Here is a 22,405-nt window from a genome sequence, read left to right on the forward strand (position 1 = left end):
TTATGAAAAAAATTTTTGTGGGGGTAGAAAATGATAGGAAAGTTCAAAAGATTTATTTCATTACTTCTTGTAGCCTTTTTAGTAATTCCGACAGGCTGGATTGGACATGTTGCAAAGGCAGCGACAAACGCAGATATTCCCGTTCTTTTGTATCATCGGATTGTTCAAACTCCTACCAATCAATGGACGGATACCAGTATTGACCATTTTAACCAGGCCATGAAGTACCTTCATGACAATGGTTATACCACGCTATCAGCAGATGAATATGTGAGCATCATGCAAGGAACTGCAACGGCTCCTGCGAAGGCTGTTTTATTAACCTTTGACGATGCTACTCCTGACTTCGTTACCACTGCTCTTCCGGTACTGAAGCAATATAACATGAAATCCGTTCTGTTTGTTGTCAGCAGCTGGATTGGCGGCGGTTATAGCATGTCACTAGCACAGTTGCAAAGTTTAGTGAACGAACCTAGTGTGAGTATTGAGAATCACTCCAAAACTCATGACGAAAAAATTTGGGGAAATGGTGCTGCTGGTACTAGCAGTATGACCACTCAACAAGCGACTGATGAAATTGTCACAGCGAATGATTACTTAACAAAATTGACAGGTAAAGCCCCTGTCCTTTTAGCCTACCCATACGGTTCTTTTAATGCGACTGTAAAGGATGTTGCTAAAACCAACGGCATCAAGTATGCATTTAAAGTTGGAACCCCTAGTACTGGGGATTACGAAAAGGGTCGTTACTATGTATTAGATGCTGATTTAGCAACAATTGCAGGCTGGGTTGGCGGACCGGTACCTGAACCTACGACTCCTCCAACAACCGGAGACCAAACGCAAACGGTCTTTCACGAAACCTTTGAAAGTGGTTTAGGTGTTGCAACAAAAGCAGGCAACCCGCAAATAGAAGCAGTTTCCGGAAAGGTTTTTGATGGCAACGCTGATGGAAAAGCAATCTCTGTAAGTGGTAGAGTGAACAACTGGGATAGCGTGGATATCCCTTTCAGCAAAGTCGGCATGCAAAATGGAAAGAAATATACGATTACAGTCAAAGGATATGTTGATACTACCGTAAGCGTTCCTTCGGGTGCACAAGCTTTACTTCAGAATGTGAACAGCTATAGCGGCTTGTATGTAGCAGCCGATTATAAGACTGGACAAGCTTTTACTTTAACGGGTGATTACACCGTTGATACAAGCAAAGATTCTGCACTAAGAATTCAATCTAACGACGCAGGTAAAACAGTTCCATTCTACATCGGAGATATCCTGATTACAGAGAAGGTCGCCGCACCTACTCCTCCTGTAGATACAACAAGATCACCAGCACAAACCTTCAACCCAATTACCTTTGAAGATCAAAAAACAGGAGGCTTCGAGGGCAGAGCTGGTACTGAAACGCTTAATGTAACTAATGAAGACAACCATACTTCCGGCGGTTCTTACGCTCTCAAAGTTGATGGCAGGACACAAGCCTGGAATGGTCCATCACTACATGTAGAGAAGTACATTGACCTTGGAAAAGAATATAAGATTTCGGCATGGGTTAAGCTGATTTCACCAGAAAGCTCACAGCTTCAGCTTTCCACACAGGTAGGCACTGGCGGAGCTGCCAGCTACAATAACCTTCAAGGGAAAACAATCAATAAAGCAGACGGCTGGGTTAAGCTAGAAGGCACTTATCGTTATACCACTGCAGGTGACGAAAATTTGACGATTTATGTAGAAAGCTCAAATAACGCTACCGCATCTTTCTATATTGACGACGTCACCTTTGAACCTACTGGTTCAGCTCCGGTTACAATCCAAGATTTAACTCCGATAAAAGATGTCTATAAAAATGATTTCTTAATCGGAAATGCTGTATCATTAGCAGACTTGGATGGTGTTAGAGGCGACCTTCTCAAAAAGCATTTCAATATTGTCACAGCAGAAAACGCAATGAAACCGGATGGAGTGTATAATGCGAACAGACAATTTGACTTTACCGATGAGGATGCGCTCGTTAACAAAATTGCAGCTGCAGGCCTAAAGTTGCATGGACACGTCCTTGTTTGGCACCAGCAAACCCCAACATGGTTGTATTCTGATGACAATGGACAACCATTAAGTCGTGATTTAGCATTAGCCAATTTAAGAAGACATATTGACACAGTCGTTGAGCATTATGGTAACAAGGTCGTTTCATGGGATGTTGTCAACGAAGCGATTAATGATGGCATAACAAACCCAGCAGATTGGCAAGCAAACCTTCGTCAATCCGGATGGTATAAAGCGATTGGACCGGACTTCGTTGAGCAGGCCTTCTTAGAAGCTAGAAAAGTAGTCGACGAACATGGCTGGAATATTAAGCTTTATTACAATGATTACAATGAAGATAATCAGAACAAAGCACAAGCTATTTTTAACATGGTCAAAGATATCAACGATAAATATGCACAAACTCACCCTGGGAAACTTCTAATCGATGGTATCGGTATGCAATCGCACTATAACTTAAACACCAATCCTGCAAACGTTCAAGCGTCGATGGAAAAGTTTATATCTTTAGGTGTTCAAGTAAGTATTTCCGAGCTTGATGTTACAGCCGGCAGCAACAGCCAACTTACTGAAAAGCAAGCAAATGATCAGGCTTATCTATACGCGCAATTGTTTAAGATTTACAAAGATCACGCTAGTCACATCGGGCGCGTGACCTTCTGGGGACTAAATGATGCGACGAGCTGGAGAGCTGCGCAAAATCCGCTTATTTTTGATAAAAACTTGCAAGCGAAGCCTGCTTACTATGCGGTTATCAATCCGGATAAATTTATCGCAGACCATGCGCCTCAAGTAAAAGTGGCTAAACAAGGCACTGCTTTATTTGGCACCCCGGTCATTGATGGAACAGTAGATGATATTTGGAATAATGCACCAGCACTTCCAATTAATCAATATCTACAGGCTTGGCAAGGGGCAAACGGTACATCCAAGGTTCTTTGGGATAAAGAAAACCTGTATATTTTAACGCAGGTGAGCGACTCCCAGCTCGACAAATCAAGCCCTAATCCATGGGAGCAGGATTCAGTCGAAGTCTTTGTTGACGAGAATAATGCAAAAACAGCTTCTTACGAAAATGGAGACGGACAATATCGAGTAAACTTTGACAATGAGACATCCTTCAACCCTGGAAGCATTGCCAATGGTTTCGAATCTAAAACCAAAGTATCGGGTAATAGCTACGTCGTTGAAATGAAGATCCCGTTCAAAACCATTACTCCACAACACAACACGAAAATCGGTTTTGATTCACAGATCAATGACGGTAAAGATGGTGCCCGTCAAAGCGCTGCTACCTGGAACGACACTACTGGTAATGGATATCAAGATACATCAGTATTTGGCGTCCTAACACTTGTTGACAACGCTGCACCTGTTACAACTGATAACTCACCAATAGATTGGGTTAATAAAGATGTTAAGGTTAATTTTACAGCAACTGATAATGGTTCTGGTGTTAAAGCTACTTACTACAAAGTTGATAACGGTGACCAACAAACTGGAAATTCGATCGCTATTTCTGATGAGGGTATTCACACGATTACTTATTGGAGTGTAGACAACGCTGGAAACATCGAAGCGCAACATACAGTGACAGTCAAAATTGACAAGACTGCACCTGCTACAACTGATAATGCGCCAACAAATTGGTTGAATAAAGATGCTAAGGTTGAACTGACAGCAACTGATAATGGTTCTGGTGTTAAAGCTACTTACTACAAAGTCGATAACGGTGCCCAACAAACTGGAAAATCAATCACTATTTCTGATGAGGGTGTCCATACAATCACTTATTGGAGTGTAGACAACGCTGGAAATACCGAAGCGCAACATACAGCGACGGTCAAAATTGACAAGACCGCACCAACGTTAAAGATTACTCTAGACAAAACAACAATATCGTCACCTAATCATAAGATGGTGCCAGTTACCGCTACTATTAGTTCAGCAGATGCCGCATCAGGAATTGACTCAGTTGTGTTAACTTCCATTACAAGCAATGAGAAGCTTCAAGCTGATGATATTCAGAATGCCAAATTGAATACACCTATTACTGGCTCTACAGCTTCCTTTGCTCTTCGTGCAGACAGATTAGCAACTGGTAATGGCCGTGTATACACGATTACTTTTACGGCAACTGATAAAGCTGGTAATGTAACAACTAAGAGTGTTACTGTTACTGTTCCACATGATCAATCTAAATAATATTTAAAATGCCGAAATACCCTGAATGTGCACCATTCAGGGTATTTTTTTGACTTATATTTTGTTAAGTTAGCTAAACGTGAGTAACTTAATCAGTCATTCAAACAAAATTTCAATTTCACCATTAGACTTTGTACCTAAATATTAGAGATTGTCCAGTCAATCTCCTTATGCCCTATTTGGCGTAAGAACTCATTTGTCCGGAAAAATGGCTTGCTGCCAAAGAAACCACTGTGGGCAGAAAATGGACTCGGATGCGGTGATTTTATAATAAAATGCCATGGTGAGGTAATCAGCTGTTCCTTTTGCTGTGCAAATCTTCCCCACAAGATAAAGACCACAGGTGTCTTTCGTTCATTTAAGATTTCTATGACTTTATCAGTAAACCTTTCCCAGCCTAATCCTTTATGCGAGTTGGGTTTTCCCGCCTGAACCGTGAGCACAGCATTAAGCAGCAGCACCCCCTGCTTCGTCCATTCCGTTAGGCATCCATGATTTGGTATCTCGCAGCCTATATCAGCATGCAATTCTTTATAAATATTTTTCAAAGAAGGCGGAATGGATACCCCTGGCTTGACGGAAAAACTAAGTCCATGAGCCTGCCCTTGTCCATGATAGGGATCCTGACCGATAATCACCACTTTGGTATCCTCAAATGAAGTAAACTGGAGTGCATTGTATATATCATGCCTATCAGGATAAATTACTTTGTTTTGGTATTCTTCCTTTAGTATCTGCCGCAAACGCAAATAATAGCTTTCTGTGAATTCCCCTTCTAATAAAGGAGCCCAGTCATTTTTTAAAATGGTCATTTCAAAAACACTCGTTTCATTTTGGGTTGTCTATTTATTATAAATACCGGTAGAAGGAGTTATCAATGTCAAAAACATTTTTTCCTTAATTGGTTGAATGAAAGAATAGAAATAGGCAGTCACATATAGTGATCTGCCTTTTTTACTCGTGTTTAGAATCTATTAACGTTCTTCAAAAGTTTTGCAAGCTGTTTCGTCCACATTAGAAGCTACTTCGCTGCCGTTAAGACCAATCACATAAATGGAGTCAGCAATGCATTGGTCACCTTTTGCCCAATACTTACAATTTTTAACGTTGCACTTTACCTCTAAATCCATCACTTGCCACCTCCTTAAAAACGTTTTACTCATCAAATACCCTGTCAGGAAATGAAGTAAACATTTTTAGGAATCGTACTGATCGTGGCTAGTATCTATCTCGTAAATAGGAAGCAGACTACGAAACTGGTTGAAATTTTTTACAGAAAGAAGTGAAAAGGATAGTTGGGCAGAATAATTATGCTCTACTATCCCTTTTTTATTATATCTGACCACTTACTTGCTGTTTAACTAAAAGTTGCCTATTTCCTTGGTGCGCTTCTCTCAAAAATTAGATCCTAAGCGCGCCACGGAAACCTCTGGCCGCATAGTAGGATTCTGCTCCATTGTGGTACACGAAGACAGTGTCATAGCGACGGTCACAAAAGATGGCCCCACCGAGTTTTCTAATATTAGCAGGTGTTTTCACCCAACTTGATGTTTTATTATCGAAACTTCCAAGTTTCTGCAGCCCTCGGTATTGCTCTTCCGTTAACATCTCAATGCCCATTTCAGCAGCCATATTGATAGCGCTGTTTTGTGGTTTGTGTTGTTTCCTTGACTCCAGCGCTTCACGGTCGTAACAAACACTTCTGCGGCCTTTAGGACTTTCTGCTGAACAATCATAAAAGATGTATTCGCCCGCCTGATCATCATGAATAATAAGATCCGGTTCACCGCCAGTCCTTTCCATCTCATGAAGCGACCACAGTTTTTCAGGATTAGCTTCTAGCTTTGCTTGTATGTTAGCCCATTCAAGTCCTTTATGGCGGTTCATTTTTTTCTCAAAACGCGCTTTTAATGTTTTGAGTATTTCTTCACGTTGTTCTGATGACAATTTCCTTTTAACATTTTCCATACTAAGACCTCTTCGTATAATATGTTTAGAACTACCTTTTTCAGATCACTTCATTTGCCCGAAAGAATTAGCTTCCTTTTCAGAAATGGTTATTATTAGGCTACTTCATCTACTATTTTCTTATACCTTCTTCATTTTGTCGATACATAATAAATGTTTAAATTTAGTAGAGGTTTTTTTAGAGGATAAAAGGAAATTCATAAGATTATCTGGAAAGGTAAGGGAAATTGTTACATACGAAGGTAATTGCTTCTTTAGAGGTGTAGAGCGCAGCAAAATTGAAGATTGTAGAGAAACAGTCCTAAAGTATTAGCCAAAATAAATCCTTACACTCCCTTCTAGTTTTGCTGTCGCTAAACAATTTTGTATAAAATTCAGGATTTGTTTTTGGTCCCAAGCGAAGAACTCCTTTTTTGCCAAAGAAGAATCACCATTTTTATAGAATTGCTTGTAGGCATTCATAGCCTTTTCAATTTGTTGTATTGAGAAGGTAGAACTACCGCCTGATCCACTAACTCCTGCATAGTAATTATTTGCATCTAGTACATTATACAGTATGGTAGCATTATAATTCCCCATGCTAAAACGCGCATAGGCAATTTCTTTTCCTGCTTTATTGTATCCCGATATATCGTGGCCCATTATTTATCCTCCTTCAAATCTAAATTAACTTATCAGAAATAAATAGTCTTAGGAAACTTATATTGATAATATGTTTAAATGGTTTACCCCTATCCTTTCAAGTCTATTTTTTTTTAAACAATTCTCTTGAAAATAACATGTAAGAAATGGGTGTTTAAGGAGAACTTTGTGAAGATTCAATAAGAAGATGGTTCATAAACGTTTGCATCATTAAAGGTTGTATATATTCTTCGAGGGCTTCATAAAAACATCAGTTTGGATGGGGAAAATGATGAAGAAAAGAAACGTCATAATGTGAAAAAGTAATTATTTTTATTGTCATATATCCATTTTGCTACCTCCTCCTAATAAAATAATATCACATTAGATTTCATATAAATTTAGTCTTTTCAAAAGCTTTTCTACAATTATGTGAACATAAAATAAATAGCCTGTATCGACGACAATTACTTGGTGATCTCGATACAGGCTTTTTTATCAAAATGTCTTATTGAACTGTTTCTTACCAAGAGCAATCACTATTATTGTAGTTCGGCAAATAATAGGAGACCTTCAATTAATATTTTTACTGTTAAACTATTCCATCAAGATTGTTTGAAAAGTTATCAAGCAATGCACGAACTTCATCTGTTGACTTTGTATTCATTAATTGATTTCTTAATTCACTAGCTCCTCGAAATCCTTTGACATATATCTTAAAAAAGCGATGAAGAGCAGTGTACGGACGCAGCCCTAAACTTGAATATTTATCATGGAGATCTAAATGCAACCTTAAGAGATCCAGCAATTCCTTACTACTATGATCTTTCGGTTCTTTTTCAAAGGCAAAAGGATTATGGAAAATACCACGCCCAATCATAACCCCATCAATACCATATTGATGAGCAAGCTTCAAGCCAGTTTGACGGTCAGGAATATCCCCATTGATCGTCAAGAGTGTATCTGGTGCTACCTGATCTCGAAGTTTCTTAATTTCCGGGATTAGTTCCCAATGAGCATCTACTTTGCTCATTTCCTTTCTAGTACGCAGATGGATGGAAAGATTAGCAATATCTTGTTTCAATATGTGTGTCAGCCAGTCGCGCCATTCGTCGACCTCCGAGAATCCAAGTCTTGTCTTTACACTTACTGGCAATCCTCCTGCTTTTGCTGCTTGAATTAAATCTGCTGCAACTTCTGGACGCAGGATAAGGCCACTTCCCTTTCCGTGTTGTGTCACATTAGGGACAGGACAGCCCATATTGATATCGATACCCTTAAAACCAAGTTCCGCCATACCAATACTCATTTGCTGAAAGTATTCAGGTTTATCTCCCCAAATATGGGCCACAATGGGTTGTTCATCCTCTGTAAAAGTCAAACGCCCCTTCACACTTTGTTTCCCCTCTGGGTGACAATAACTCTCCGAATTTGTAAACTCTGTAAAATACACATCTGGTCTGGCTGCCGCGCTTACTACATGGCGAAAAACAACATCCGTCACTTCTTCCATTGGTGCTAATATAAAAAATGGTCGTGGTAAATCACGCCAAAAATTATCTATCATTTCCAATTTCAAATCCTCTCATTACGGGATATCAAGCTAGCTTCTTGTCCCAAAATTAAAAAGCAGATTGTCACTGCTTCTTTTACACTTATATCACGGATAAGCACTTTTTATCAAACCATCAAAAACATTTACGGTTCTGCTTACTTTAACATAAGCTCGTAACAGCTTTAACCTGCCCAGAGTATATATGGTAACACAGGAAATGCTGGTGACCACATATTTACGACTCTAGCAAAAATCTTTTTAGGATGCAAAGCCCTTTCTCCAATTCAACGGAGTCCTTAGGAGATGTTAGTGAAATACGAATAAATTGAGGAGATTCAGCTTTTTTGACCAAGAAACGATGAGAATGATAAACATGGATTCCCTGGTTCAAAGCAATCTGCTCAAACTGGTTTAGCTGCCATTCTTTATGCAATGGTAACCAGCGAAAGAAACTAATCAGGTTTTCGCTCGGATGATTGATTTTAAAATATTTCTGGTAAATCCGGTTCCGTTCTTGCGAAATTTCCCGCTTTTTCCTAATGATTTGTTCAGCAGCCCCTGTATTAATTAATTCTGTTATAATTTCTGCATTTAAGGCAGATGTTTTTACGTTGAGATTGAAAATTCCATAGGTGATTTTTTCAACAAACGGATTAGCGTAAGCGATAAATGCAACTCGGATACCAGAGCTGAGTGATTTGGCAATACTCAGGATATAAACAAACCTTTCCGGTACAAAATGTGAAATTGGGAAATAGCCATTTGGTGCCAGGAAAGAGTATACGTCATCCTCTATTAAAATAAGCCCGTGTTTATTAATAACTTCTGCTATTTCCTTTCTGCGGTTCATATTCATTGATACTGCAGTAGGATTATTGCAGGAGGGACTTAAATAAATTCCCTGCAATGCATTTATTCTGCAGACAGCATCTAATCTCTCCGGATTCATGCCAAACTCATCCCCCTCAATAGGGATTAATTGGATATTCAATATTTTAGCCAGTTCAATAAAATTAGGATAAGTATAGATATCGACCGCTATTTTATCTCCCGGATGAAACAAGGCCATTAGAATAAGTGAAAATGAATTTTGCCCTCCCGAAGTGATCGCTATATTTTCAATCGGTACATCCATGTTAAAGCGCTGCATCCACTTTTTAGCTGCCATTCGATGATAAGGCATACCCAAAGGGTGTCTGTAATCTAATAAATTTTCAAGGTAATCTTTGGCGGCAATGCTTTTAATCGCCTGTGCGACGAATGCGTTTGTGCTGTCGAGGGGCTTAATGATCCCCATCTCTATATAATTCTTATTCTCATCACTGTCCGCCATAAAAATAGCATTTTTTATATTGGGAGTAACAAAGGTTCCCCTTCCGGTAACGGCATATATGAATCCTTTCACTTCGCATATTTTAAATGCCCTTGTGACAGTGCTGAGATTAATATCAAGATAGTCTGCTATTTCTCGCTGAGGAGGAAGTTTCGTATTGGGTGCTAGAAAGCCGTTGAGAATATCATATTCCAGTAAACTGGCAATCGATCGATACAATGGAGGAGCAAGCTGTTTTTTATCCGGCTTCCACGACATAGGATAATTTTCAAACGAATTAACTGGCATATAACACCCTCCCGGGAAAAATTGTATTGCATACAATTATATCATTGAAGCCATACAATAGGGATGATAAAGTAAATTTACATACAAATTCTTATAAGTGGGTGAAAGATTTGAACATCAGTGATAACACGTTTTTGCGGGAAGAAAGCGGCTTCCTTGCCGGTGTACGGGATTGTCTGCCCACTGTACTTGGTTACTTAAGTATTGGCTTTGCGGCCGGTGTTGTGGAAAAAACAGCAGGGCTTACGATTGTTGAAATTGGACTCATATCCTTACTTTTATACGCTGGTTCTGGTCAATTTATTGCTGCCGCGATGATTGGAGCTAATAGTCCGACTCTAGCGATTATTTTTACTATTTTCTTCATTAACCTCCGTCATCTTTTAATGAGCGCGGCTATATCGCCTTATTTCCGTCATCTAACAACAGGCAAGAATATATTCATCGGATCTTTACTTACTGATGAAACATTTGGTGTAGCAATGAATGAAGCAGCAAGTAAAAAATGGCTTAGCGAAAAATGGATGCATGGACTAAATATAACTGCTTATTTGAATTGGTTTATTGCTAATATTGCAGGAGCATTTTTTGGAGAATGGATTTCCAATCCGGAAAAGTTCGGTCTTGATTTTGCATTGCCGGGAATGTTTATCGGCCTGCTTGTTCTGCAAATGTTCAGCCGAAGAAAATGGATGAAAGATATTCTTGTTGCACTAACTGCTGTTGCCATTGTTGTAGGGGTAAGTTTAGTAGCATCTGGAAGTGTAGGTGTTATTGTGGCGACAATCATTGCCTCTAGCGTAGGAATGGTGGTGGAAAAATGGAAGTAAGATGGTCAATCTTTTTAATTATTTTAGGATCAGCCCTTGTAACATTCATTCCAAGAGTACTTCCAATTGCTATCTTAAGTCGTGTGGAACTGCCAGAATGGGCTATGCGGTGGTTGAACTACGTTCCCATTGCCGTTATGGCTGCCTTAGTGGGGCAAGAATTACTAATGCCAAACGGAAAATTGGAACCTTTGCAAAAAAATCTTGAACTAATCGCCGCGATGCCTGCTTTTATGATTGCGATTGTAACACGCAGTTTATTAGGAACTGTTGTAGCTGGAATCCTATCTATCATGGTATTGCGTTTTATATTTTAAATTGGTAAAGGCTGTTAATGCAGTTTTGTAATAAGCATACTAGCAGTATCGGTCTTCAAAAAAGTGAAGAGGGGTTCACAAAGTTATTTTTCAATACTTCGTGAGCCCCTCTTCGTTATATTCCCAACATCTTGGACGTTAACCTTTATTCAGATTAAGCTCAATCATCGATATCAGAGCTTTAGTTTTTTTACTTTAACATGGTTGCTTGGAGGAATTCTTTTGTACGTTGCTCTTTAGGATGATCAAAGAATTCATTTGGCCGATTTCTTTCGATAATTCTACCATCGTCCATGAAGACAATCCAATCAGCCACCTCACGTGCGAAGCCCATTTCATGCGTAACCACTACCATGGTCATTCCTTCATCGGCTAACTCCTTCATGGTTGCCAATACCTCACCAATAAGCTGCGGATCAAGTGCAGATGTCGGTTCATCAAAAAGCATGATATCAGGTTTCATCGCCAGCGACCTGGCAATTGCCACACGCTGCTTTTGACCGCCTGACAATTTGCTAGGATAAATATTCGCCTTATCAAGAAGACCCACCTTTTGAAGCAACTCCTTTGCTTCAGCAATCGCCTGGTCTTTTGGGATTTTCTTTACCATAATCGGTGCTTCAATGACATTTTCAAGGACGGTCTTATGCGGGAATAGATTAAAGTGCTGGAAAACCATCCCCACCGTTTGGCGGATATTATTAATATTGTGGGTTTCCGGGCTAATCTCTTCCCCGTTGATTGAAATTCTCCCACCTTCCTTCTTTTCTAAAAAGTTCAGGCATCGCAGCAGCGTACTTTTACCAGAGCCAGATGCTCCGACCAAGCAGACAACTTCACTTTCATACACGGACATGTTTATATCTTTTAATACATGTAAACTGCCATAAGATTTATGTAAGTTTTCTATTTTTATCATTTCTCGTTCATTCACTTTGTCGTCCTCCTATCGATCACTAACTGCCAATCTCTTTTCGAACAGGCTCACCAGTATCGTTAATATCGCAACAAGTACTAGATAATAAACGGCTACTATTAACAAGTAGGTCATTTCATCGAAATTATTGGAACCCAGTGTTGTCGAAACATTGAACAGTTCATTCATGGAAATAAAGGCTGCAAGAGATGAATCCTTAAGTCCAATAATAAATTGGTTTCCAAGGGGAGGCAGTGCCCTCTTGAAAGCCTGTGGAAGAATGATACGGCGCATTGCTAGTATTCTGGTCATGCCGAGAGAGCGTGCCGCTTCCATTTGCCCTTTATCAATGGATTGAATCGTCCCCCTAAAAATTTCAGCAATATAGGCACCGTTATGAAAGGCAAGCGCAAGAGCCGCTGCCCAAAAGTCAGGAATGAGGAAAATTCCGCTAAAGCCAAAATACAGAATGAAAATCTGGACAATGAGCGGAGTCCCCCTTACAAGGAATACGTACGCATTTGAGATATAGCCCAATACTTTAATCCTGGAAATTTTTAAAAGAGCAAAAAATAATCCGAATAAAATCCCAATTAAAATGGAGACAACCGTAAGCTTTAACGTCAACAGCGCTGCATCTATGAAAAGATTTTTACTACTGATAAATGTATGTAAAAAGTGAGAAAAACTAGGCAAAATAACAACATCCTTTCTTTCTAATAACAATCTATTATTCTGGTTTTTTCGTAATATCCTCACCAAAATATTTTTGACTGATTCGGGATAATGTTCCATCGTTACGAAGTCTTTGAAGTGCATCATTAATCCGCTTGAGCAGTTTTGGATTATCCTTCGGAACTACAATGGCCTGCTCGCTTCGCTCGATTAACTGCTGCCCCTGAATCTTAAACCCTTCCTTTTTTGCACTTTTACCAGTGACAAAATCGGTAATAACGGCGTCATGCCGGCCAATACTTAGCGCTTTTAATGCCGTAATATCACTGTCATACATTTTAATATTACTGGTATACCTTTTGGCTATATCCGCATAGGTGGAGCCCTTTGCGACGGCAACTTCTTTTCCTTTTAAGTCATCTACTGTTTTAATCTTGCTGTCAGGTCTTGTAAAGATCTGTGGACCTGAGTAATAGTAGGGTGTGGAAAAGTCAACTTGTTTGGCGCGTTGTGGGTTAATGGTGTGGCTGGCAACAGCTGCGTCTGCCCGTCCCGTTTTAATGCCCTCGATGAGTCCTTTGAATTTCATCCTCTTCTGGACTGGTTTAAGTCCGAGTTCTTTTCCGACTGCGTTTCCTACCTCAATATCGAAACCAGTCATCGATAAATCATCATTGCTAACATAGCTAAAAGGCTTAAATTCTCCTGAAGCTGCAAAAATAAATTTCTGCTTATCGATCAGCTTTGTTCCATCTGCCAACTGGTTCTTTTGGATACAGCCAGTCAGCATCCCCATTAGAAACAAGCACAATAGAATCATTATGTATCGTTTTTCCATGCTTGATTTTCTCCTCTCTCGTTCAAGCTATACCATTACTTTTCCAGCATTTAAAAAAAGGACTGCTCTTTTGCTTGTGAAGCAGAAGAGCGGTCCCCTGATTTTCATTCACGAAGCTCGAAAGTTTTGCAAGCTGTTTCTTCCACAGTGTCAGCCTCTCTGCTGCCGTGTGAGCCTACCACATAAATGGAGTCAGCCACACATTGGTCACCATCAGCCCAGTACTTGCAGTTTTTAACATTACATTTCACATCCAATTGCATATTGTGCCACCCCCTCTAAACGGTTTTCTATTTAGATACCCCCTGCAAAGTTGGGTGAAACAGATTTTTCGACAATCGTCGCCACTGCAAAGTAGTCCCATCATCATAAATAAAAAAGGCCCTCATCATATATGAGAACCGAGAGACTTAGTATCTTGTTTACTATTTTTCAGAAATGCTATAGTTTATTTATTCTCCATTGGAAGTTCAACAGTAAAAGGTTTTAATTTTTTAGCTGGGACGAAGCTTGAAAAATCAAATAGCAACATTGTATTTTCCAGCTTAAAATTCTCAATCCTTTCTTTTCCGTTTAAGTCAAAAGTAGATTGGAAGTGTGCTGTTGACTTATCAATCATTTTTACCTTATTAAAGGGAATACCATGGTTTTTAGGAGGCCAGGGATTTTCTGGGTCGATCTCGGTTAAATATTCTTTATCAACCAACCAGAAAAGGTATTCCAAATTATGGTTAATTATTTCCAGTTTACCTTTACTCAAATTCTTTGGAAGTCCTGTAAGTTGATAATCTATTACCAAATTCCCACCTTTTTGAGTAACATCATTTACCTGCAAGCCTAAATTGAACCGTGTGCTTTTTAAGGTGAAAGATTTACTATTCAAAAGTTGTTCTACTTTCGGATCTGCTGCAGTTAACTGAGGATAAAAGGAAAGTGAAGTAATATCTGAATTGAACTTGTTCATTTCTCTTCGCATGGTACTATGATATCCATCTTCTTGTTTCGATTCCTCGAGAATTGTTGGGTCTTCAAACCTATAAACTTTTCCTCTATTATCAACAGCTTTTTGTATATAAATATCATCATCCTTGTATTTCTCCACAGTCTCATAAATAAGCGAAGATGATGCTTTTGCTGTGAGTATCTCTTTAATACGGATTTTTACCTCGTCTTCCGGATATTCTTGTTCCTTGTTTATAGCAAGTGTACGATTTTTTTCTTGTTTAATTGGAATATCAAAAATCCATTCGCCTTTTATTCCGTTGATATTATGTATTGCAATGGGGAGAGTAGAATTCTCCTTAAATGATTTATATGGATATTCCATTTTCCATTGAAAGTTATAACCATTAGCCACTTTCTTAATGTTAGTTGACTTTCCACGCAGCCAAGGGTCATAATCCCCCTTATAGTGTTCGAAGTTCATATCAAAGCTTACTTCCCCTTTTTCGTTGCCCCCCTTTTCAACACCTTCATCTACAAATCCTGTAATGGATACCACATTACCATCAAAATAAGCGCTGGTGAGTTTTACAGTCACTCCATTTTTAGTAATGGATTGATTTAATTCTGTAACTGCATCCTGATTCGAAAGTTCAACGCCCATTGAATCACCAAACTCTTGAAAGATTCCTCCAATTAACGGTGCGTTTGCTAATACTTTGTTCATAGTAGGATTAATAAAACCAGAGGCAACAGTCATTCCAAGGAGAGCAGCGGCAGCAGCAGCTGAACCTGCAAAAGCTTTCTTTTTCTTTATATTCCTACCTTGCCCTGACATTTTTAAGCCTTTATCAATAGCGGTAAACACTTTTTCTTTTGGTACCACTATTTTTTCAATAGCTCTTTTTACTTCTTTGTCATCCATTACATTTGCCCTCCTCTTCTTTATAGGATTTTTTTAATTCGGCTTTCCCCCTGCTTAAATAAGTTTTTACAGTTCCTTCGGGGATCTCCATGATTTCACTAATGGTTTTAATAGAATAATCATTGTAGTAAAACAAAATAATAGCGGATCGATAATTCCCTTTTAACTGTCCGATCGCATCTATTAGATTTATAGCTTCGTCATGACCTGAATGATAGGTTACCGTTAAATTAGACATTACTTCGTCTGTTAGCCGTACAATATTAGTTCTTTTCTTAAGAATTTGGCTGGCGCAGCGGATAATAATTTTTGTAAGCCAAGTCATAAAATATTCCGGATGCTTTAACGAATGAATACTCGTAAAAGCTTGATACGTTGCCTCTTGAACGACATCTAATGCATCCTCTTCGTTATGTACATATAGATAAGCAGTCCGGTAGATTCGTTCATAGTACTGCTTTATGAGTTGTTCAAAGGCCTTTTTATTACCCCTGATTGCTTTTTTAACCATCTTATCGCTATCAAACTCCATCTCTCTCTCAACTCCTCTCAACTATTAGTAGAATATATACTTAGAAAAAGTTTCAAAAATTAATAATAAATTTCTCGATGGTACTGCCCAAATTTAATACCGCTTTGTTAAGCCGTTACAAAAAACACAAAAAGGCAACGCCCCGGAGGGTTAGTTGCCTTTCAATAAAATGAGCTGCGTGATTCACTTCACGCGTCCAAAGAGCATGTGGCAATACATGAGGTGCTGCTAGTTTCGCTTCGTAATTTCCATCATAAGTGTTAATTATTTCTCCTTTACAAGACTTTGTTTTCCCTTTAAACTAAGTATGCAAAAGTTTTAATTCAACGAGAAAAGAGATGTTCTTAATGAATTCAGATCTGAAAAAGCTGTTCCTTCTACAATCGGTTTTTTTGAGTATAACTGGGTACAGCACCATTTTTATCAGTTATTATTTCTGGAAAAACAGCACCACACTAGGACCACTGATTGCCTTTAATGGCTTAAGTTATTTTTTGTCGTGCTTTGCATATATAATCGGGACGTATTATCTATTTAAAAATAAGTTAAAAACAAGCTATTATTTAAGCGCTTTGTCAGCCATCATCCTTTTTATTGTCCTGCTTTTAAGTTCTTACTTAAATCATATAGTTCTTCTTGTCATTTCAGCAACTTGTTTTGGTTGTGTTTTTGGTTTCTTTTATTCGTCTTCCAATTATGCGTTAAGTGTTCTATCAACTCGATCAGAACTCGATATCTTTAATTCGCGTATTGGTTATGTAAAAAACATTTTAATGATTATACTTCCACTCATTAACTCTTTTTTAATCTATTATTTTAGTTTCGCGGTTTCATTTTGTTTAATGCTTTTGATTTCAATTTTTTATTTTGTGGCAGTCACCAAAATGCCCTCAATTGAAGCTGAATTTAAATCGAACTTCGTCCACGATTATAGAACTGTTAAGGTGTCTAAACAAATGGTGCCATTTGGGATTATTACCGCAGGTGTTTTGGAATGCATGGCGTGCCTGCAAGTTATTTTGATGGTTGTTTTATCCAAAAACGCGCTTTATATATCGTATTTGAATGTGTTAAATATTGTGGTTTTAACCATTGGCATTGTTTATATATCGAGATTGAAAAAATTGAAATTGGAAACACAGTTTGTGATTTATACCTTAATCAGTACGGCGTTCATTCTGCTTACCGGTTTCGCGCAGTTAGAACCACTTTATTTTGTGGCAATGGTCGGACTTGTGATTTCAGTTTACGTGTACGGTTACACTATGGACAATACATTTTTCAGATATTTAAACGGCATGAGAAAAGAAGATCAAATCGTTATTCTTTTGAAACGTGAATTTTTAATCACACTTGGTCGTTCAATAATGTATCTAGTATTGTACCTGTTTGTTCAGACGATTCATTCTCCTTACCTCCCTTATTTGACGCTTGGAGTGATGCTTGTACTTGTTTACTCACTTATTAGATTCCGAAGATTTGATCATGAAAATGAACAACAGCTAGCGGCGTAGCGATTATCGGAAATTAACAAAAGTACTCTGCAGAAAATACAGTCTGATTACCAGCAAGAAAAAAGTCTATTGTCAGGAAACTGAAAAAGGCAACGCCCAAAGGGTTAGTTGCCTTTTTTTAATATGAGCTGTGATATGCACTCCACGTGTGCTGTATGCGGGAACATATCCACAGGTTGAATATATTTCACCTCATACTTCGGACTTAAAGTTTTAATATCCTTTGCCAAGGTAGAAGGATTACAAGAAACATAAATAAGCTTCTCTGGTTTCACCTGCAAAATCGTTTGAAGGAGCTGGTTGTCTAGTCCGGTTCTTGGCGGGTCGACTACGATGACATCCGGCTTCCAGCCTTTTTTGACCCACTTTGGCAATACTTCCTCCGCTTTACCTGGGACGTATTTTGTATTAGTGAATCCATGACGCTTGGCATTTTTCTTGGCATCATCAATTGATTCTGGGATGACGTCCATCCCGCGGACCTCTGCCGCTTGGTCAGCGAGCCATAATCCAATTGTCCCGACACCACAATAAGCATCGACTACCTTCTCTTTTCCGGTCAAGGCTGCAGCATTTTTAACCTCATTATAGAGCTTGACCGTTTGAATCGGATTCAATTGAAAAAAAGTTCTCGCCGACAGCTCAAATTGTAGATCCCCTAGCGTCTCCTGAATAAACTCTTCACCTGCAAGAGCAAGGGTTTCCGCTCCAAAAATAAGTGAGGTTTTTTCACCATTTATATTTTGAACAATTGATTTCACTTTAGGGAGCCTTTTTTGTATTTCTTCAATAATAGACTCCTTTTTAGGCAAGTCCTTTTGGGTGGTTATCAGAACTACCTGCAGCTCGCCTGTTTCCATACCTACACGTGCAACAATCGTTCTAACAATCCCTTTTCTAGTTTTTTCGTTATATATAGGGATTTGCAAGTCTTGGAGAATTGACTTTACTGTTGTAACGGCTTCATTTGTTTGTGAATGCTGGACCGCACAATGCTCAATATCAATAAGCTGGTGTGAATTCATACCATATAATCCGGCTAAGACCTTGCCATTTTTCTGTGCTACCTGAAAGCTGCTCTTATTCCGGTAACCCCATGGATTTTCCATTCCAATTGTTTCACGAATTTCGAGCTGATTCACGTTCAACTTTGTGTGCCGTTCTAGTGATTGAACAATAATATCCCGTTTTTCTTTCAACTGCTGGCCATATTGCAAATGCTGAAGCTGGCAGCCGCCGCATTGCTCATAAAATGTACATGGGGGCTGGACTCGATGCGGTGATTTAACCCGAATCTTTTTGACTTTCGCCTCAGCAAACTTAGGATTGATTTTAGTTGCCTCAACTACTACCTCTTCACCAGGCAGAGCCCCGGGGACAAAGACTACCTGCTTTTTAAAATAACCCACGCCTTCCCCATTAATTCCGAGTCTCTTTATGGTTAACGGAAAGGTTTGTTTTAATTGTATTTTAATACCTTGTTCGGTTTTCATTTTTCTCACTCCAAATTTTAAAAAAGCTTGAGTTGTATTATAGCATGTTTTATATTGAAAAGCCGAATTCTGCCTGAATCCGGCTTGGTAAGTGTTTACTAAGGTATTGCGGCAAATCTTTGTTCATTCTTTTTAAATAACAAAAAAAAGGCAACGTCCAAATGGGTAAGTTGCCTTCATTAATATTTACAAGTTAAATTTTTTCTATCTGCCAATCACTTTATTTAAGAATTGGACCAATCTTGGGTTTTCATTATTTGTAAATACTTCCTCAGGTGTTCCTTTTTCTACAATGACCCCTTGGTCCATAAAAATGACCTGATCTGCGACATTTTTAGCAAATGACATTTCGTGAGTCACTACAACCATGGTCATACCCTCATCAGCTAGGTCCTTCATTACCTTTAGCACCTCACCGACCAATTCAGGATCAAGGGCAGAGGTAGGTTCATCAAATAACAACACAGCCGGATCCAACCCCATCGCACGAGCAATCCCTACCCGTTGTTGTTGTCCACCAGATAATTGATGCGGATACATATTAGCTTTATCTCGCAAACCAACCCTGTCTAGTAATGTCAGAGCTTTCTCCCGAGCTGCTGTTTTTTCTCGCTTTAAGACATGAACCTGGCCTTCCATTACGTTCTCTATCGCTGTTAAATGAGGAAATAGATTATAATTTTGAAATACCATTCCCGTTTGCTGACGAAATGACGTTATGGAAGAAGAGGACAATTTTGTTTTTCCTGAGAAATCAATGGACTTTTCACCTAAAGTTATTTTCCCTGACTCAGGAGTTTCTAGTAAATTTAAGCAACGCAAAAATGTCGTCTTGCCTGAACCGGAAGGACCGATAATAACGGCTGTCTTGCCTTTCTCGATGGATAAATCAATTCCCCGTAGGACCTCCAATTCTCCAAATCGCTTAGTCACTTTTTCAACTGAAATCATATATCTCCCTCCCTCCATTATCTAGCAACGCCTTTTTCATATCGCCGTTCAAGCTTCGATTGCAGATTAGATAGGAAGGTACAAAAAATCAAATAAATGAAAGCCACTTCAATATATAACCATAGGGGTTCATACGTCACTGAAGCAATTTGTTGACCTTTTTGAAACATTTCTGTAACAGTAATCGTCGCTGCTAATGAGGTATCTTTGACAAGACTGATAAAGGAATTCCCAAGCGGCGGCAGGGATACTCTTATTGCTTGCGGCAGGATAATTCTCCTCATCGCCTTCGACTTTGTCATTCCAATCGAAAAGGCAGCCTCCCATTGTCCTTTGGGGATCGATTGAATGGCGGCACGAATGATTTCAGAGCTATACGCACCTACATTTAGGGTAAATCCGATGACGGCTGCCGGAAATGGATTTAACGTAATTCCCATGCTTGGGAATCCATAAAAGAGGATAAAAAGCTGCACTAATAATGGTGTGCCGCGAAAAATCCACAAATAAAATCTCGCAATTGCATTCAATTGCTTTATACTCGACAGGCGTGCTAAAGCAGTCAAGAAAGCAAGAATAATCCCCAGTGCAAAAGAAATCAATGTTAAAGGGATTGTAAAATACAATCCCGCTTTTAAAAGTGGAAAAAAGGAATCACTTAGGATTCCCATTATCCGATGTAAACGATCATCTGCCATCAATTTGAATCAATCCTTTACTTAGAAACATCTTCTCCAAAGTATTTCTTGGAAATTTTTAAGTAGGTTCCATCTTTTTTCATATCTGCTAATGCCTTATTTACTGCCTTAACTAATTCAGGGTTATCTTTACGGAATAAGAAAGCATTTTGTGTAGCGTTTGGCTCTGTATAAACAACCTTAATTGGTAAATCAGGACGTTGTTTCTTTAGATCTAAATAAGAAAGGCTATCATTAATGGTTCCATCAATTCGTTTAGAAGTAATCAAATCAATTGCCTGGTTAAAACCGTCAACCACTGTATTAGTTGCCCCATGTTTTTCAGCAACGACTCGGTAATTGCTATCTAATGACTGTCCAACTTTTTTACCCTTCAAATCATCAAGCGATTTAATCGTATTATTATTTGATCCTACAATTAATACTGCTTTTGAAGCGATATAAGGATCTGACATATCATATTTTTCAAGTCGTTCAGGACGAACCGCAACTTCGTTCGCAACCATATCATAACGTTTTGCATCCAGACCGGCAATCATTCCGTCCCATTTCGTTTCAATAAACTTGGGCTTAATGTTTAGACGTTTAAATACTTCTGTTGCTATTTCAATATCAAAACCGGTTAATTTATCGTTATTATCATGAAAGGTAAATGGAGCATAAGTACCTTCCGTACCAATCGTTACTTCGCCTTTCGCTTTAATTTGATCATAAAGTGATTTATTAGCAGTTGATGCTGTATCATTCTTTTTATCTGTATTGTTACATGCAGCTAGTGCAAACAACAAAAGTATGCTTACAAAAGATAGTAAATATTTCCTCACAGTTAATCCCCCATATTCTTATCGGTTTTATTTATTTTCTTACATTAATCCAGAAATTCTATTATGTCAATAAAATAATTCAACTATATTAAAAAACAATTTTTCAGAAGATAAAAAATTCAAAAAGCCGAATTCTGTTGAATCCGGCCTCGTTTAGTTACTTAGGTTTAGGAAAATCATCGAGGCTTTTAAATTTATAGCCCCTCTTTTTCAAGTCTTTAATCGCTTGTTCGAGTGCATCGGCGTTATCTTTTGAGACCGAATGCAGCAGAAGGACACAGCCTGGATGAACTTGCTTCATAATATTATTGTAAGAATATTGCCAGCCTTTTTGCTGATTAATATTCCAGTCAACGAATGCAAGTGACCAGAAGACATGTGTGTACCCCTCTTCTTTTGCAATTTTCATGGTTCTCTCGCTAAATACACCACGAGGCGGGCGAAGATACTTCATTCCTTTTTGCCCGGTTACTTCTTGTGTTTTGACCTTTACCTTTTTTAGCTCTTCACGGATTTTTTCATCACTAACAGCGGTAAAATCCGGATGGCTCCAGGAATGGTTGCCGATGATATGTCCTTCTTTCACCATTTGTTTGGCAAGCTCGGGCTGTGAGTTTAGAAAATGTCCTGTCACAAAAAAGGTTGCTGGGACTTTTTCTTTTTTCAAGACTTCGAGAATTTTCGGAGTGTAGCCATTTTCGTATCCACTGTCAAAGGTAACATATAAGATCTTTGACTTAGGGTCGCCTTTATAAAAAGCCCCGTATTTTGCCAGCAGCTGGTCATACTGGGCGCCAGCTTCGGGCGGAATCTCATTTTGTGCTTTTTTAAACCCCCAGTTAATTGGCTGGTTAGATACTGCCGCATAGGTACTAGTCGGGATTAATAAGCACATGATGGCAAATAAGGTGATTAAGCGTTGCATCCATGTTCC

Annotated in this window: 21 protein-coding genes; 4 read left to right on the top strand and 17 right to left on the bottom strand. The window is 38.8% G+C overall.

Annotated features, from left to right (window positions below; all coding sequences use genetic code 11):
* The first annotated feature begins 30 nt into the window (after positions 1-30).
* Positions 31-4,251 carry an endo-1,4-beta-xylanase gene (locus ACZ9EE_RS11190; protein WP_476027050.1) on the top strand — a complete coding sequence of 1,407 codons (4,221 nt, stop codon included), beginning with the start codon at positions 31-33 and terminating at the stop codon, positions 4,249-4,251.
* 137 nt (positions 4,252-4,388) lie between these two features.
* Here the strand turns inward: ACZ9EE_RS11190 and ACZ9EE_RS11195 are convergent, their stop codons facing one another.
* The 6 genes from ACZ9EE_RS11195 to ACZ9EE_RS11220 all read right to left on the bottom strand — a co-directional run bounded on the left by ACZ9EE_RS11195 (position 4,389) and on the right by ACZ9EE_RS11220 (position 10,016).
* Positions 4,389-5,063 carry a uracil-DNA glycosylase gene (locus ACZ9EE_RS11195; protein WP_476027052.1) on the bottom strand — a complete coding sequence of 225 codons (675 nt, stop codon included), beginning with the start codon at positions 5,061-5,063 and terminating at the stop codon, positions 4,389-4,391.
* 162 nt (positions 5,064-5,225) lie between these two features.
* Entirely contained in the window at positions 5,226-5,381 is a 156-nt protein-coding gene (locus ACZ9EE_RS11200; RefSeq protein ID WP_476027054.1) for a DUF1540 domain-containing protein, read from the bottom strand.
* Positions 5,382-5,652: 271 nt separating this feature from the next.
* On the bottom strand, positions 5,653-6,219 hold the full coding sequence (locus ACZ9EE_RS11205) for a DUF4256 domain-containing protein (RefSeq protein WP_476027056.1): 567 nt from the start codon (positions 6,217-6,219) through the stop codon (positions 5,653-5,655).
* A 309-nt stretch (positions 6,220-6,528) separates the two neighbouring features.
* The gene (locus tag ACZ9EE_RS11210; RefSeq protein WP_476027058.1) at positions 6,529-6,861 is read right to left on the bottom strand and encodes a hypothetical protein; all 333 of its coding nucleotides are present in this window, start codon (positions 6,859-6,861) and stop codon (positions 6,529-6,531) included.
* A gap of 571 nt (positions 6,862-7,432) precedes the next feature.
* Positions 7,433-8,407: a tRNA dihydrouridine synthase gene (locus tag ACZ9EE_RS11215; protein WP_476032929.1), complete on the bottom strand. Its 975-nt coding sequence runs from the start codon at positions 8,405-8,407 to the stop codon at positions 7,433-7,435.
* A 223-nt stretch (positions 8,408-8,630) separates the two neighbouring features.
* The gene (locus ACZ9EE_RS11220; RefSeq protein WP_476027060.1) at positions 8,631-10,016 is read right to left on the bottom strand and encodes an aminotransferase-like domain-containing protein; all 1,386 of its coding nucleotides are present in this window, start codon (positions 10,014-10,016) and stop codon (positions 8,631-8,633) included.
* A gap of 110 nt (positions 10,017-10,126) precedes the next feature.
* Here ACZ9EE_RS11220 and ACZ9EE_RS11225 point away from each other — a divergent pair, with 110 nt between their 5' ends.
* Positions 10,127-10,846, top strand: a complete 720-nt coding sequence (locus tag ACZ9EE_RS11225) for an AzlC family ABC transporter permease (protein WP_476032930.1) — start codon at positions 10,127-10,129, stop codon at positions 10,844-10,846.
* Entirely contained in the window at positions 10,837-11,163 is a 327-nt protein-coding gene (locus tag ACZ9EE_RS11230; protein ID WP_476027062.1) for an AzlD domain-containing protein, read from the top strand. Before ACZ9EE_RS11225 ends, ACZ9EE_RS11230 begins: the two co-directional genes overlap by 10 nt.
* A gap of 190 nt (positions 11,164-11,353) precedes the next feature.
* Here ACZ9EE_RS11230 and ACZ9EE_RS11235 read toward each other — a convergent pair whose 3' ends face one another.
* The 6 genes from ACZ9EE_RS11235 to ACZ9EE_RS11260 form a co-directional block, all read right to left on the bottom strand.
* The gene (locus tag ACZ9EE_RS11235; RefSeq protein ID WP_476032931.1) at positions 11,354-12,082 is read right to left on the bottom strand and encodes an amino acid ABC transporter ATP-binding protein; all 729 of its coding nucleotides are present in this window, start codon (positions 12,080-12,082) and stop codon (positions 11,354-11,356) included.
* A gap of 27 nt (positions 12,083-12,109) precedes the next feature.
* Positions 12,110-12,775 (bottom strand): amino acid ABC transporter permease, encoded by a 666-nt coding sequence (locus tag ACZ9EE_RS11240; protein ID WP_476027064.1) that lies wholly within the window; start codon positions 12,773-12,775, stop codon positions 12,110-12,112.
* 34 nt (positions 12,776-12,809) lie between these two features.
* On the bottom strand, positions 12,810-13,592 hold the full coding sequence (locus ACZ9EE_RS11245) for a transporter substrate-binding domain-containing protein (protein WP_476027066.1): 783 nt from the start codon (positions 13,590-13,592) through the stop codon (positions 12,810-12,812).
* A 104-nt stretch (positions 13,593-13,696) separates the two neighbouring features.
* Positions 13,697-13,855: a DUF1540 domain-containing protein gene (locus ACZ9EE_RS11250; protein WP_476027068.1), complete on the bottom strand. Its 159-nt coding sequence runs from the start codon at positions 13,853-13,855 to the stop codon at positions 13,697-13,699.
* Positions 13,856-14,040: 185 nt separating this feature from the next.
* The gene (locus ACZ9EE_RS11255; RefSeq protein WP_476027070.1) at positions 14,041-15,459 is read right to left on the bottom strand and encodes a DUF4179 domain-containing protein; all 1,419 of its coding nucleotides are present in this window, start codon (positions 15,457-15,459) and stop codon (positions 14,041-14,043) included.
* Positions 15,452-15,991, bottom strand: coding sequence for a sigma-70 family RNA polymerase sigma factor (locus ACZ9EE_RS11260; protein ID WP_476027072.1), 540 nt, complete (start codon positions 15,989-15,991; stop codon positions 15,452-15,454). The genes ACZ9EE_RS11255 and ACZ9EE_RS11260 overlap by 8 nt, the downstream gene beginning before the upstream one ends.
* Positions 15,992-16,338: 347 nt before the next feature.
* On the opposite strand from ACZ9EE_RS11260, the gene ACZ9EE_RS11265 reads away from it, so the two are divergent.
* The gene (locus ACZ9EE_RS11265) at positions 16,339-17,505 is read left to right on the top strand and encodes an MFS transporter (RefSeq protein ID WP_476027074.1); all 1,167 of its coding nucleotides are present in this window, start codon (positions 16,339-16,341) and stop codon (positions 17,503-17,505) included.
* 104 nt (positions 17,506-17,609) lie between these two features.
* Here ACZ9EE_RS11265 and rlmD read toward each other — a convergent pair whose 3' ends face one another.
* From rlmD to pdaA, 5 genes are all read right to left on the bottom strand, one after another.
* On the bottom strand, positions 17,610-18,998 hold the full coding sequence (gene rlmD, locus ACZ9EE_RS11270; protein WP_476027076.1) for a 23S rRNA (uracil(1939)-C(5))-methyltransferase RlmD: 1,389 nt from the start codon (positions 18,996-18,998) through the stop codon (positions 17,610-17,612).
* Between the two features lie 204 nt (positions 18,999-19,202).
* Entirely contained in the window at positions 19,203-19,949 is a 747-nt protein-coding gene (locus tag ACZ9EE_RS11275) for an amino acid ABC transporter ATP-binding protein (protein WP_476027078.1), read from the bottom strand.
* A 17-nt stretch (positions 19,950-19,966) separates the two neighbouring features.
* Positions 19,967-20,647: an amino acid ABC transporter permease gene (locus tag ACZ9EE_RS11280; RefSeq protein WP_476032932.1), complete on the bottom strand. Its 681-nt coding sequence runs from the start codon at positions 20,645-20,647 to the stop codon at positions 19,967-19,969.
* 17 nt (positions 20,648-20,664) lie between these two features.
* Positions 20,665-21,471 (bottom strand): amino acid ABC transporter substrate-binding protein, encoded by an 807-nt coding sequence (locus tag ACZ9EE_RS11285; RefSeq protein ID WP_476027080.1) that lies wholly within the window; start codon positions 21,469-21,471, stop codon positions 20,665-20,667.
* 157 nt (positions 21,472-21,628) lie between these two features.
* Positions 21,629-22,396 carry a delta-lactam-biosynthetic de-N-acetylase gene (gene pdaA, locus ACZ9EE_RS11290; RefSeq protein WP_476027082.1) on the bottom strand — a complete coding sequence of 256 codons (768 nt, stop codon included), beginning with the start codon at positions 22,394-22,396 and terminating at the stop codon, positions 21,629-21,631.
* Positions 22,397-22,405 lie beyond the last annotated feature (9 nt).

The organism is Bacillus sp. URHA0034 (genome assembly GCF_056280405.1).

What these genes read in the sequence shown, in the direction of transcription:
- ACZ9EE_RS11255 (WP_476027070.1), bottom strand. Translation starts at nt 15,459, where the DNA reads ATGGATGACAAAGAAGTAAAAAGAGCTATTGAAAAAATAGTGGTACCA.
- ACZ9EE_RS11260 (WP_476027072.1), bottom strand. Translation starts at nt 15,991, where the DNA reads ATGGAGTTTGATAGCGATAAGATGGTTAAAAAAGCAATCAGGGGTAAT.
- ACZ9EE_RS11195 (WP_476027052.1), bottom strand. Translation starts at nt 5,063, where the DNA reads ATGACCATTTTAAAAAATGACTGGGCTCCTTTATTAGAAGGGGAATTC.
- ACZ9EE_RS11215 (WP_476032929.1), bottom strand. Translation starts at nt 8,407, where the DNA reads ATGATAGATAATTTTTGGCGTGATTTACCACGACCATTTTTTATATTA.
- ACZ9EE_RS11250 (WP_476027068.1), bottom strand. Translation starts at nt 13,855, where the DNA reads ATGCAATTGGATGTGAAATGTAATGTTAAAAACTGCAAGTACTGGGCT.
- rlmD (WP_476027076.1), bottom strand. Translation starts at nt 18,998, where the DNA reads ATGAAAACCGAACAAGGTATTAAAATACAATTAAAACAAACCTTTCCG.
- ACZ9EE_RS11210 (WP_476027058.1), bottom strand. Translation starts at nt 6,861, where the DNA reads ATGGGCCACGATATATCGGGATACAATAAAGCAGGAAAAGAAATTGCC.
- ACZ9EE_RS11190 (WP_476027050.1), top strand. Translation starts at nt 31, where the DNA reads ATGATAGGAAAGTTCAAAAGATTTATTTCATTACTTCTTGTAGCCTTT.
- pdaA (WP_476027082.1), bottom strand. Translation starts at nt 22,396, where the DNA reads ATGCAACGCTTAATCACCTTATTTGCCATCATGTGCTTATTAATCCCG.
- ACZ9EE_RS11200 (WP_476027054.1), bottom strand. Translation starts at nt 5,381, where the DNA reads ATGGATTTAGAGGTAAAGTGCAACGTTAAAAATTGTAAGTATTGGGCA.
- ACZ9EE_RS11205 (WP_476027056.1), bottom strand. Translation starts at nt 6,219, where the DNA reads ATGGAAAATGTTAAAAGGAAATTGTCATCAGAACAACGTGAAGAAATA.
- ACZ9EE_RS11230 (WP_476027062.1), top strand. Translation starts at nt 10,837, where the DNA reads ATGGAAGTAAGATGGTCAATCTTTTTAATTATTTTAGGATCAGCCCTT.
- ACZ9EE_RS11245 (WP_476027066.1), bottom strand. Translation starts at nt 13,592, where the DNA reads ATGGAAAAACGATACATAATGATTCTATTGTGCTTGTTTCTAATGGGG.
- ACZ9EE_RS11235 (WP_476032931.1), bottom strand. Translation starts at nt 12,082, where the DNA reads ATGATAAAAATAGAAAACTTACATAAATCTTATGGCAGTTTACATGTA.
- ACZ9EE_RS11220 (WP_476027060.1), bottom strand. Translation starts at nt 10,016, where the DNA reads ATGCCAGTTAATTCGTTTGAAAATTATCCTATGTCGTGGAAGCCGGAT.
- ACZ9EE_RS11275 (WP_476027078.1), bottom strand. Translation starts at nt 19,949, where the DNA reads ATGATTTCAGTTGAAAAAGTGACTAAGCGATTTGGAGAATTGGAGGTC.
- ACZ9EE_RS11280 (WP_476032932.1), bottom strand. Translation starts at nt 20,647, where the DNA reads ATGGCAGATGATCGTTTACATCGGATAATGGGAATCCTAAGTGATTCC.
- ACZ9EE_RS11265 (WP_476027074.1), top strand. Translation starts at nt 16,339, where the DNA reads ATGAATTCAGATCTGAAAAAGCTGTTCCTTCTACAATCGGTTTTTTTG.